Origin of the sequence: Pedobacter africanus, from assembly GCF_900176535.1 — a bacterium.
Classification (GTDB): Bacteria; Bacteroidota; Bacteroidia; order Sphingobacteriales; family Sphingobacteriaceae; genus Pedobacter; species Pedobacter africanus.
Window position 1 is genome coordinate 3226833 of record NZ_FWXT01000001.1, and the last position, 14068, is coordinate 3240900.

At 45.8% G+C, this 14068-nt stretch carries 3 protein-coding genes; all 3 read left to right on the top strand.

Annotated features, from left to right (window positions below; all coding sequences use genetic code 11):
- The first annotated feature begins 274 nt into the window (after nt 1-274).
- The 3 genes from B9A91_RS13535 to B9A91_RS13545 all read left to right on the top strand — a co-directional run bounded on the left by B9A91_RS13535 (nt 275) and on the right by B9A91_RS13545 (nt 14017).
- On the top strand, nt 275-10894 hold the full coding sequence (locus tag B9A91_RS13535) for an Ig-like domain-containing protein (RefSeq protein ID WP_084239354.1): 10620 nt from the start codon (nt 275-277) through the stop codon (nt 10892-10894).
- Nucleotides 10895-10988: 94 nt separating this feature from the next.
- Nucleotides 10989-11984, top strand: coding sequence for a PorP/SprF family type IX secretion system membrane protein (locus B9A91_RS13540; RefSeq protein WP_084239355.1), 996 nt, complete (start codon nt 10989-10991; stop codon nt 11982-11984).
- A gap of 2 nt (nt 11985-11986) precedes the next feature.
- Complete coding sequence (locus B9A91_RS13545; protein ID WP_084239356.1) at nt 11987-14017, top strand: OmpA family protein; 2031 nt, start codon at nt 11987-11989, stop codon at nt 14015-14017.
- Nucleotides 14018-14068 lie beyond the last annotated feature (51 nt).

Consider the following 14068-nt stretch of genomic DNA (forward strand, 5'->3'; position numbering starts at 1 on the left):
CAACTAAACGAATATAATGCTTTAGTAAGAATAATGAACACCGATAATTTTGATAAAAAATGAATAAAAAAGATAACAAAAGGCCAAAAACCTAGCCTACAGGGCTTTATTGGGCTATAACACGATTTCGGGGGATGTTTGGGATTGTGAAAATGAACAAAATGAACAAAAATAAGCAGTAGGGTGTTCCTGAATGAACAATTCGAACGGAGAATGGGATGCAATCTATGACTAAAATTGTAGCAGTAAATCTAATAATCTCAATCCCTCTCCTATGAAAAGGACATCTACACCGTTAGAATTGTTTAAAAAATCCATCTTTCTTCTCATTGGCCTTCTATCTATAACGATCTTAAATTCAAAATCGTATGGGCAGGCAAGAAGCTATGCAACAGTAGCGCCTTCAAGCGGACTTGTTGCGTATTATACCGTACTTGGCAACCCTACTGTGGAAAACAATCCGGGGTCGGCTGCCGGTGAGGTGCTTGATCCAGGCAACGCCGCTGACGGAACACCAAGTTTTGCCACGTTAACCTGCAAATACAATAACATCCTTGGCCTTATCAAGGCAGAGGGGGAGGCTTGGTTACAGGTAAAGTATCCCAGTCCTGTTGCAGCAGGTAAAACCAGCTACATCAGGTTTGATGCGCCAACAACCGGTGGTGGCCTTAATCTCGACCTGCTACAGATCGTGGGTGACCTGACAGGATTGCTAAAGAAGGATTTGGTTAAGTTAGATGTATATTCAGGTGCAGCGGCCGGTGATGCAAATAGCGGGACGCTTGTGAATGCGGCGAATGTAAGTGCTGCTGTAGTAAAAGACGCTGCAGGTAATAACTATTTTGCAGTTACCTCCACCGTTGGATACAACTCCATACGTATAAGATTAAGGTTTCAGGGTAATTTGCTTGGACTTGCTTTAGGGTCATCGCTGAGCATGAAGGTTTATGACACTTTTAGTGTAGCTGCCGAGAATTGTGCACCTGCTATATATGCAACTACGGGAGAGTCGACAGGAGTCAATGTTACTTTGACCGAACTGGTTAAAACACCTCAAAATGCGATTGACAATAATATGGCTACTTCGTCTCAGCTTCAGGCGGGTGTTGTAGGTCTTGGATCAACCATTTCTCAGACTATATATTTAAACGGGCTTTCAACTGCCGATGACTACGCGAAGGTAGTCTTGTCGGTACCGGCAAGCGTGCTGAATGTAAATCTTTTTAATACAGTTACAGTACAGGGCTATAATGGCAATTCACCCGTCGGCGTGCCAAGTCCCATCAGCAGTTTACTTACGTTGGACCTGCTGGGTTTACTGGCAAACACTACAGTTACGCCTGTCTTCTTTAAACCCGGAGCACCATTTGATCGTGTTAAGATCAGCATAGACAATACCCTGGCTGTAGGGGGTAATATTTTATCAGGCGGATTAAACATCCATGAAGTGCAACGTACGGTGGAAAGGCCTTCTTTCGCAGGCTTAACCGGTGGGGCTCTGGCGGTATGTGGCAGCCAGGTTTCGCTGTCTGTTAATAATCCAAATGCAGGTTTTACTTATAACTGGTACCGGCAAACAGGGGCCGCTCCACGTGTATTGCTGGCCAGCGGTACAGGATCTTCCTTTTCTGAATCGAATATCCCACAGGGACAATATACTTATTATGTGTCTGCCCAAAAAGCAGGCTGTATTGGTGAATCGGATGCAGATGTGGCTGTCGTAAATGTTACTGCAACGCCAACGGTTCCTGTTGTTTCCGCACCGCAGATCTGTGCGGGATCTCCGGCTGTTTTAACGGTTACAAATGCGGTAGCAGGACAAACTTACCAGTGGTATACGGCTGCAGCGGGGGGAACAGCCGTTGGCACTGGTACTATTTTTACATCAGCCGCACCTTTAACCGCAAATACATCTTATTTTGTTGAAGCAGTAAACGGACCATGTGTGAGTGCAAGTAGGGTTGAAGTTCCGGTGACTGTTAATCCTATTCCGGCCGATGCGCAGGTTTCGACAAACAGTATTACCATTATTGCCGGACAAACAGTTACCCTGGAAGCTGTAGCGCCGGTGGGAAGCACGGTTAGTTGGTTTACTGTTGCTAATGGGGGTACGCCCATTGCATCAGGCCCCAGCTATACCACAGGTCCTATCAATGCCAGTACTACTTATTATGTAGGAACACAAAGTGCAAGTGGCTGTCCAAGTGCAAGCAGGGTTGCAGTTACCATTACGGTAACGGGTGTATCTACAGGAGTTAGCTGTAACGCCGCCAATAGTCAGGAGAGTGGCGTAAACGGACTTGCATGTCTGGTTTGTGCGGTCAACAATCCAACTGGAGCGGTAGATAACGATCCCGCAACTTTTTCTACTATCAACCTTGGTGTAGGGGTAGGTGCAACAGGTTATCAGCGTTTGATCTTCCCTGGTGCAGGATTGGCAACAGATAGTATCCGCCTGGACATGAATATACCGGCTGGTTTACTGGATGCTACAGTTTTAAGTGGCATTACAGTGAATGTAATGAACGGAAATACAATCGTTAAAACCTATCAGCTAAACAACGCGCTGATCAATTTAAGGCTTTTAAGTGGTAACCGGTTTAAGGCAACTTTACCTGCTGGTGCTGCATATGATCGTGTAGAAGTGCGTTTTGGTGGAACAGTAGCCGCATTAAGCAGTGTAGAAATTTATGGGGCAGAGGTAATTTACCCTAACCCGACCATTGCACAGGGGGGACTGGCTGTATGCTACAATACCAATACTACTTTAAATGCCACTCCAAACGGAGGAACATCATTAAAATGGTATTCCGCACCAACAGGTGGTACTTTGTTGGCTACCGGAAATACTTTTACCACCACTACACCACTAACAGGGAATACTACATTTTACCTGGAAGTAAGTAAAGGTAGCTGTGCCAATGCAGAGCGTGTACCGGTACAGGTAACTGTAAATCCTCAGATCGTACTTGCAGCTACAACATTGAGCAATGCAACGATAGCATCTGCTTATTCCAAACAAATTACGCCTGCAACAGGCGGAACCCCTGCATATACCTATGCACTTGCAGCCGGAAGCAACTTGCCTGCCGGACTGACCTTATCGGCTGATGGCACCATCGCCGGTACGCCGACTGCAGCCGCAGGCGATTTTAATTTTTCAATAACCGCTACAGACAGCAAAGGCTGTTCGGTTACTACGGCGTATACCTTAAAGGTGACCCCTGAAATGGCACTTCCGGCAATGGCGCTGCCAAACGGAACAGTAGGTGTAATTTATCCTACACAGGTTATTCCCGCAGCTACAGGGGGAACTACTCCATATACTTATACTGCTTCTAATCTTCCTCCGGGGCTTACCTTCGATCCGGCAACAAGGGAGATTAAAGGTGCGCCTACACAAAAAGGCACTTACCCGGTGCACGTTACAGCAACGGACCTCAACGGTAACAGTATCACCAGGGATTATACTATTGTGGTGAGAGATCCACTGCTGCTACCTGCTGCTACCTTGGCTAATGGTACTGTAAATATGTTATATCCAACCCAGATTATTCCTGTTGCTACCGGTGGAAGCGGTTCTTATACCTATTCGGCAAGCGGACTTCCTCCGGGATTGACCTTCGATCCGGCAACAAGGGAGATTAAAGGTACACCTACACAGGCTGGTACATTTACAGTTCCGGTACAGGTTAATGATACAGAAGGAAATAAGATCACTACCAATTACACCATCGTGGTTGGAAACCCACTGGTACTCGCTGCAAAAACGTTGGCCGACGGAACAGTAGGAACAATTTATGCGACAGAAACCATCCCAGCTGCAACAGGAGGTACAGGACCTTATGTTTACGAGGCAACAAACCTACCTCCGGGTTTAAGCTTTAATCCGGCCACACGCCAGATTGCGGGCACGCCCACCCAATCGGGGTCATATAATGTTGGTGTTAAGGTAACAGATGCAAACAATGCTACTGCCAACCAGATCTATGTCATTAAAGTAAACGGAGAACTCAATCTTCCATCGGCTACATTGCCAAATGGGTTGGTGGGTACAGCATACCCTGCACAAACGTTGCCTGCAGTAATCGGCGGAACCGCCCCTTATACTTATGCAATTGCAGGTTTGCCTCCGGGTTTAACTTTTACTCCTGCAACACGTGAAATTAAAGGTACTCCGTTATCGGGGGGGACATTTACGGTAACCATGACTGCATCTGATAGCAATGGTTTAACGACTTCTACTGATTATACCATTGTAGTGAATGTTGCTGCACCGGTTGTGAATGCCGTTGTGATCTGCAGTGGAACGGCAGCTACTTTGTCGGTATCAAATGCTCAGGCGGGTGTTACGTATAACTGGTATGCAGCAACAGGTAGCACCGCTATATTTACAGGGACCACCTATACTACCACTGCACTTAACGCCAGTACAACCTATTATGCTGAAGCTGTATCGGGAACTGCGGTAAGTAACAGGACCCCGGTTAATGTTACGGTAAATGCCAGCCCTAACGCGGCTACGGTGATTACTGCCAATGAAACCATCACTGCTGGCCAGACCGCTACATTGTTGGTGAGTGCCGATGCAGGCAATACCGTAAAATGGTATACCGCTCCAACAGGCGGCGCTTCGTTCTTTAGCGGAACAAGTTATACCACCCCGGCATTAAATGCCACTACTACCTATTATGTAGAAACAGAGAACGCATCCGGCTGCGTAAGCCCAACAAGAGCTGCAGTTACTGTAACGGTAACCAATGGCCCGGCCAATCCAAACTGTAATGCTGCGGTAAGTCAGCAGTCGGGTATAGACGGCATTTGCCTGCTTTGCTCTGTTCAGGATCCCGGCAATTCAGTCGACGCTGATCCGAATAACTTTACCAAAATTAACCTGGCTGTAGGTGTAGGTTCTACAGGATATCAACGCCTGATATTTGCTGGTCCGGGTGCTGCAACAGACAGCATCAGGCTGGATCTGGCAACACCGGTTGGCCTTGCAGACTTAAGCTTACTAGGTAATATTACGGTAACGGTAATGAACGGAAATACTGTGATAGGTACCTATCCGTTAAATTCATCTGTTCTGGATCTTAAACTGTTAAGTGGTAACCGCTTCAAGGCAACTTTAGCAGCAGGTGGAATTTATGACCGTGTTGAAATCCGCTTTGGCGCATTGGTTGCAGCATTAAGTAACCTAAGCATTTACGGAGCAGAGATCATATATCCTAATCCAACTGTGGCTGCCACAGGAACACTTATCTGTGCGGGAAGTGGTACTACATTAACTGCAACTGCAAATGGAGGCACTACTTTAAAATGGTATGCAACTCCAAATGGTGGTACTGCATTGGCAACAGGCGAAACATTTACCACACCAGGTCCATTAACTGCTACAACAACTTACTACATAGAGGTTAGCAAAGGCACTTGTGCCAATGTACAACGTGTACCAGTTACTGTTACAGTAACTACAGCTCCTGGTGTTCCTGTACTGGCTGCGTCATCCGCAGTATGTGCAGGATCGCCGGCAGTTTTAGCCGTAAGCAATCCTTTACCGGGAACAGCCTACAAATGGTATACCGCATCAACCGGCGGTACATCCATTTTTGAGGGGCCGGTATTTACCACTCCGGCACTGAATGCAAATACAACTTATTTTGTTGAGGCTGCGAATGGAAGCTGTACCAGTGCCAGCCGGGCTATAGCTGCTGTAACGGTAAACCCTCGTCCGGTATTGCCGCAGTTGCAGGCTTCGTCAACAACTGTTAATCCAGGACAAACAGCTATCCTTAATGCTTCATCTACAGAAGCCAATGTTATTTTTAATTGGTATAACACTGCAAACGCAACTACACCGGTGGCCACGGGGCCTACTTATGTAACCCCTCCACTTATGGTTGCAACTACTTATTACCTGGAGGCCGTCTCTACGACCACCGGTTGTGCATCAGCCAGCCGCGTACAAGTAACTATTAATGTTGACAACGGTGGTGTGCCTAACCCTGTACCGTGTGAGGCAGCCATTACAGAAACGAATGGTGTTGATGGAATCGGATTGCTGGCTGGAGTGTTTAATCCGGCATTGGCCATCGATAATGATACGAAAACAAGTTCGTCATTGGTATTGCCGGTAGGTCTGCTGGGCGGATCGGTGTATCAGAGGGTAGGCTTCAACGGCCTTTCAACTATTGGGGATACAGTAAGGATTCAGTTAACAGCCCCTGGTAAATTGTTATCGGTAGGTCTGCTATCAGGCATTACCCTAACGACCTATAATGGAAACACCAGCAACAATGATGCTTTAAATCTGGGCAATCCACTGATTAAGCTTGAACTGTTAAGCGGAAATTCGGAAGCGCTCCTTTCTTTTGTTCCTGCGCAGGCTTTTGATAAAGTTGAGATCCGTCTGAATGCAGGTCTTGCAGGAGTATTGACAACTGTAGACCTGAATTATGCGCAACGTGTGCTGGTGGCGCCAAAAGTCATCTCCGCAGATGTAACGGCGTGTGCTACCCAGACCGCTACTTTACAGGTGGCTAATCCGCAGGCAGGTCTAACCTATAAATGGTATGATGCAACAGGCGCCTACCTTTCAGGTAAAGATGGTACTTCGTTCGTAACCCCTGCCTTAACTGCCAATACAAAATATTACGTTGCAGCCAGCAATGCTTCAGGCTGCCTAAGCTATAAAACCTTAATCAATGTAAGTGTAACACCAGTTCCTGCGGTTCCTGAACTGCAGTCTCCAACGGTAAATACCTGTGTTGGAAGTGATGTCATTTTACGTATAAACAACCCGGTTGCAGGTATAACTTATCAGTGGTTTGACAGCAGCAATACTTACCTTACCGGTAAGGATGGCACGTCGCTGACGATCACTTCAGTAGGGGCAACGACCACCTATTCGGTAAAGGCTGTAAACAGCTGCGGCGTATCTTCTGCTGCAGCCATAGCAACCATTAATGTTGGAGCGCTCGATGCCCCTATTATCACTCCGCCTTCGGTTACTGTAAGGGTAGGTGTAGCGGCAGTTTTAACCGCAAGTTCCAGTACTGCAGGCGTTGTATTTACCTGGTATGATGCTCCGGTAGGGGGCAACCTGCTGCATACAGGGCCAAGCTTTACTGCACCGGCACTAACGACCCCAGGAAATGTAACCTATTATGTGGAAGGTGTGGCCCCATCAGGCTGTACTACACTGGCAAGGGCATCGGTTGTGGTAACCGCCATACCTGATGGTACCCCTCTTCCTGTGCCTTGTGAAGCGGCCGTTGCTGAAACGCATGGTGTTAACGGAATCGGAATTCTTGCAGATGTATATAACCCGGGACTGGCTGTCGATCAGGATGCATCTACCGCGTCCTCACTGGTGATTCCTGTAGGGATATTGGGTTCAGTTTATCAGCGCCTGGCTTTCACAGGTGTTTCCAATATCGGAGATACTGTTCGTGTGCTGCTTTCGTCGCCGGGTAAGATACTCTCACTCGCAGTTTTACCATCTCTTGATATCACTACTTATAACAATGGTGTAAGTAATAATGACGCCACAACCATCAATAGCTCACTGATCAAACTCGAACTGCTGAACGGAGGATCGCAGGCCCTGCTGAGCTTTGTGCCAACAAGTAAGTTTGATGCCGTAGAAGTGAAATTGAATTCAGGGCTGCTGGGGGCATTTACTTCTATAGATGTAAATTATGCACAACGTGTAATTGTAGCGCCAACTGTTCAGGCACAAACTGCTACAGCATGTCAGGGCTCATCTGCTACCTTGTCTGTAACCAATCCACAAGCTAACGTAACTTATAAATGGTACCAAGGGACAGTATTTCAGGCCGACGGGGTAACATTTACAACACCAGGCTCTCTGGCTGCCGGTACTTACGAGTTCTTCGTAACAGCTGCCAGGAACGGATGCGAAAGCAGACGGGTAAAAGTATTGGTAACCATATTGCCATTGCCTGTTCCACCGGTTCCTGATCCGGCTAATCCTGCAACAACCTGCATCAATACACCGGTGACTTTAAAAGTTGCTGCTGTAACGGGTATTACCTATAACTGGTATGATGCTGCTACGGGTGGGAATCTGCTGGTAGCCAATAATACAAGCTATACCACTTCTGCAAATCTGGCTGTGGGCATTTACGATTACTATGTTGAAGCTGTAAATAACAACAGCTGTACCAATACAGGGAGAACAAAAATTACAATTACGATTAAATCAAACGCAGTTGCCAGTGATATCACTGCTGCTGATCAAACGATCTGTTCAGGATCTGCTGCTACTTTAACTGCGTCAAGCACAACGGTAAGTGCACCAGTGTTCAGCTGGTATAAAACACCGACATTAACGGATGTACCATTTGTAGGGGCAACCTTTGTAACTGATGCCTTGACCGCCACTACCAAATATTATGTGACTGTGAGTGGTCCGGGTACTTGTACCAATGACGCGTCTTCGGCTAAAGTAGTTACGGTTACAGTGAACCGGAATGCTACAGCTGCAGATATCACTGCGTCCGACAAGACTATTTGCTCAGGAACAACAGCTATGCTGGCTGCTTCAAGTACTACAGTTTCGAGTCCGGTGTTCCGCTGGTATAAAACTGCAGACTTAAGCGATGCTCCGTTTGTAGGTGCCAGTTTTACTACTGATGCATTAACTGCCACAACAAAATATTATGTAACCGTGAGCGGAAGCAATGCCTGCGCCAACGGTGCTGCTGCGGCCAAAGTGGTTACAGTAATTGTAAACAGAAATGCTACCGCTGCGGATATTACAGCCGCCGACAGAACAACCTGTTCAGGCACCGCAGTAACCCTGACAGCTTCAACGACAACAATAACCAACCCTGTATTTAGCTGGTACCGTGATGCTAATCTTACAGACCTTGCGGTAAGAGGAAGTTCACTGACTACTCCTGCTTTAACGGTGACCACAAAATACTATGTTACTGTAAGCTCGGCGGATGTTTGTGCCAATGATGCTTTATCTGCTAAAGTGGTAACTGTGACTGTAAACCGAAATGCAACAGCCGCCGATATTACCTTAGCTGATAAAACCATTTGTGCAGGTAATACAACCGTACTGAGTGCAAGCAGCACAACGGTAAGCAACCCGGTATTCAAATGGTACCGTGATGCCTCATTGACCGACCTGGCTTTTGAAGGCCCTAACTTTACAACTCCGGCATTAACACTGACTACCAAATATTATGTAACTGTAAGCGGAAGCAATGCCTGTGCGAATGATGTACTTTCAGCTAAAGTAGTCACAGTAACGGTAACACGTAATGCAGTGGTTACTGATATTATTGCCGCCGATCAGAGTATTTGTGCCGGAAATTCGGCTGCACTGACTGCAAGCAGTACTACAGTAGCAAGCCCGGTATTCACCTGGTACCGTGATGCGGCGCTAACAGATGTAGCCTTTACAGGTGCAAATGTTACAGCTGCAGGTTTAGCTGCTACCACCAGGTACTATGTAACTGTAAGCGGAACGGGCGTTTGTGCCAACCTTCCGGGATCAGCTAAAATTGTTACCATAACAGTTAATCTGCTGCCAAATGTACCAATTATAGGAACTGCCGGCACGGCAATCTGCTCTGGTGACGGTACGGTGCTGAGTGTTCAAAATCCGCAAGTAGGTGTGAACTACGAATGGTATGATGCCGCAACAGGCGGAACGCTGGTAAATACGGGTACAACATTTACCATTAATGCACTGAGTGCAACAAAAGATTACTATGTTCAGGCAACCAGTGCCTCTGGCTGCGGAAGTGCAACAGGCAGGGTAAAAGTAACCGTTACGGTAACCCCTAAACCTTTACCGCCATCGGTAGTGTCAGGGACTGTAAATACCTGTATTGGAAGTACTGCGGCGCTAAGCGTAGCTAATCCTGTAGCAGGTGTTACTTATAACTGGTATGCGACAGCTACAAGTACCGCTATACTGGGGTCAGGTGCAAACTTTACAACACCTCAGATCAGTACTACTACCGCAACGTTCTATGTAGAAGCAAGGTCGGGCAACTGCACCAGTACATCACGTACTCCGGTTGTGGTAAATGCCGGAGATCTTCCTGTTCCTCCGGTATCTGTATCAGGTGCGAGTGATCCTTTATGTCCTGGAAGCAGAACGGTATTATCGGTAAATAATCCGAATGCCTCTCTTAAATATGCGTGGTATGACGTTCAAACAGGCGGCACAGCGCTGGCAGAAGGAAACATATTCAATGTTCCTGCGCTAAACACTACTACCGTCTACTATGTGGCCAGTATAAATCTGTTAACTGGCTGCGTGAGCACCACACGTACTGCTGTAACTGTAACAGTACTGACCAAGCTTGCAGCGCCGGTAGTATCTGTTCAGGGTGTTACAGCAACAAGTGTGACATTTGTTTGGAACGCTGTTCCTGGGGCTACTGCTTATGAGGTTTCTGTTGACGGCGGACTTACATGGATTGCACCTAGTTCTGGTGCTGCAGGAATCAGCCATGTTGTAAACGGCCTGCAGCCAAATCAGAAAGTAAATATTAGGGTGAGGGCCAAGGGGCAGCTGGACTGTCAGTTAAGCGACGCCGGCAGTATAGATGGAACAGCCGATAACCCATTGGGCAATACCATATTTGTTCCAAATACTTTCACACCAAATAATGATGGTAAAAACGATATTCTGTACGTATATGGCAACACAATTGCCAAAATGAGGTTGCGTGTATACAATCAATGGGGACAATTCCTTTATGAATCCCTGAACATTCAGAACGGATGGGATGGAACGCATAAGGGGGATATGCAGCCTAACGGAGTATATGTTTACTATCTGGAAGCTGAATTTAATGATGGTACCAAAACCACGAAAAAAGGAACTATAACCCTGTTACGATAAATGTACCTGATAAACAAATACATACTGATGAAACCGCCGAAGGCAGCTTGAAGGCGAGATTAAAAAGATATACTACTGAAAAAACAAATTTGTTATGAAGAAACTAATAAGAACAATAGCGGTTGCTGCATTTTTAAGTCTGGGTGCTTTAGAGGGGATCGCGCAAATAGATCCTCACTTCTCTCAGTATTATGCGCATCCGCTATGGTTAAACCCGGCCTTAACCGGGGTAACCGATGGCGAGTACAGGGTATCGTTAAATGCGAAGCAACAGTGGGGATCTATTTCCAATTCATTCCTAACAGGTGGTGCATCTTTTGATATGGCACCGGTAAAAAATCTTGCTTTTGGCGCTATGGTACTCAACCAAAATGCAGGAGACATCAGTTACAATCACCTGAGCGCTTTGGTTTCCGGAGCTTATCGTATTCATTTTGGAAAGGAGGGATTGAGCATGATCAACTTTGGTTTGCAGGCAGGTATTCTGAACAAAAGTTTTGACCCTTCTAAAATTACCCTCGGTAGTCAGTTTAACCCTGTTACAGGTTATGACCCAAGCTTCGGGATCAGCGAATCATTTGCTTCATCCAATACCCTGGTTCCGGATGTTAACTTCGGGGCTATGTTTTTTGACGGTAACCCCGATAAAGGTGTAAATGCATTTGCCGGAGTAATGGCCGCGCATTTAACCCGACCTGTCGATAAATTTTTAGGCAATAGCGTACGAATGCCGATCAGGTATGCCGCCCATGGAGGTGCGCGGATCAAGGTTTCAGAAGTATTTGACATTACGCCAAACGGTTTATATATGAAACAGGGGACAGCGAGAGAAATTTCTGCAGGTGCATATGCCCAGTTTATGCTCAATTCAGAATCTGACCTGCTTTTTGGATCGAATTACCGGGTAGACGATTCGGCAATTGCTTTTTTCGGATTACACCTGAGAAATATGGTTTTTGGATTGAGTTATGATTTCAATACTTCCAACTTAAACCGGGCCACTGGAAGTAAGGGAGGATTGGAACTTTCGATATCATTTACCGGTAGAAAAGGTGTTCTGGGGCCTAATTTCTTTTGTCCGCGCCTATAACAATGAAAATTAACATAGAACCTGAAATACGTATACTGATGAAAACAAAGATACTACTGATCTTATGCTTACTTGCCTCTGCCACCCATGCACAATTTGTGACCAACAGCAAGAGAGTGGCAGATGTATATTTCCAAAATAAGGAATATTATGCGGCGGCCGAGTATTATAAAAAAGCGTTGCAGATCTCGGCCGACAGTGTTGGTTTTGTAGTTCCCTATGGTTTTGAAAGTAAGATAAAGGAAGAAAGTCCGAAAAGAGAAGATTTTGAATATTGTACTTTTCAGCTTGCCGAATCTTTAAGACTTTATAAAAATACTATAGATGCGGAAAAATGGTATGCGGTGGCTAAGGATTTCACGAATCCGAAGTACATACTCAGCACCTTCTGGTATGCCGAGACTATGCGTTCCAACCAGAAATTTGACGAGGCCATTGGCATGTTTAATGAATTTCTGGATAAATACAAAGTAAAAGATAGCTATACCGCCAAAGCAAAAACCGAAATTGCGTCCTGTAAGTTTGCGCTTCATGAACTGCGCTATCCAAGGCTGTTTAAACTGAGCAGGCTTCAGAATAACATTAATGATAAAGGCTCTAATTACACACCTACAGTAAGGGGCGGCAATTTTTACTTCACTTCCTCCAGACCTGTAGGTACCGGGGGAAAAAAAGAAATCCTGACCGATAAAAATGCCAAGGTGGCCAAAAAAGAGACCCCGTTTTTAAATGCAGTTTATGTGGCCTCCGGCAATCCGATGGGTGGTAACATTTCCATAAAAAAAACAGCTGTTGATGGTAAGGACAGAGAGTCTGCTGCACCGGCATTTCACCCTAATGGAAAGGTTGCCTACGTAACCAGCTGGACAACCACAGGAAATAAAAAAATATACCAGCTCAATGCTACTCCGGGGATAGGAAAGGACTGGTCGGAACCCATAGAGTTAGGTAACCAGGTCAATGTTAAGGGATTTAATTCCATGCAGCCCTTTGTTACTTCCGATGGGAAATATCTGATTTTTTCGTCCGATCGTCCGGGAGGTGCTGGGAAATACGACCTGTGGTATGCTGCGATCCGCGCCGATGGCTCACTTGGGGTGGCTGTCAATATGGGTAACGTGATCAATACCTCTGAGGATGAACAGGCCCCATATTACAACAACGCAACAAAAAAATTGCTGTACAGCAGTAATGGCAGGGTAGGAATGGGTGGATTTGACTTTTTTGAAAGTGAAGGAGATTTTACAAAATGGTCTGAAGCCAGGAACCTTGGTTACCCTTTCAATTCTTCCAAAGATGATCTTTATTTTACCCCAAACAACAGTACAGATTCAGAAGGGTATATCAGCTCTGACAGGGAATCGCTTTGCTGCCTCGAGATTTTTTATGTTAAAAGGGAAGTGCTTTTTATCAAGGGAACGCTGTTGGACTGCAATACGATGAAACCATTAAAAGATGCGACCATAACGTTAAGCGATTCCACGCAGCAGTTTAAGGTGACTACCGATGAAATGGGAAAATACCTTTTCCAGGTAAATTCCAATCGCGGTTTTAAGCTGACTGCCGAGAAAGAAAAATATTTCAGTAAAAATATTGCCTTTACCTATGAGCAAATGGCGCAGAGAGATACCTTGTTTAGTCCTGAATTGTGCCTGATCCCTTATGAAATAGATAAACCAATTGTATTGAAGGATGTTTTGTACGAATTTAACAAGGCTGAGCTGACAGAAGATTCAAAAGGGAAATTGGACTACCTGTATACGATTATGATAGACAATCCGACGATTGAAATCGAATTAAGTGCACATACAGATAGCAAAGGTAAAGATGCTTATAACCTCGACCTGTCTAACCGGAGGGCTAAGTCTTGTGTGGATTACCTGGTCGGAAAGGGGATCCCCTTATCAAGGATGACCAGCAAAGGCTATGGCGAAACCAGGCCCGTTGCACCAAATGAACTTCCGAACGGAAAAGATAATCCGGCAGGAAGGGCGTTAAATAGAAGAACTGAATTTAAGGTTACCAAAAAATAAACAAACATTAATTCTCAGCAGAGCCCCTTATAGATTCCGGGAAACCGGAAT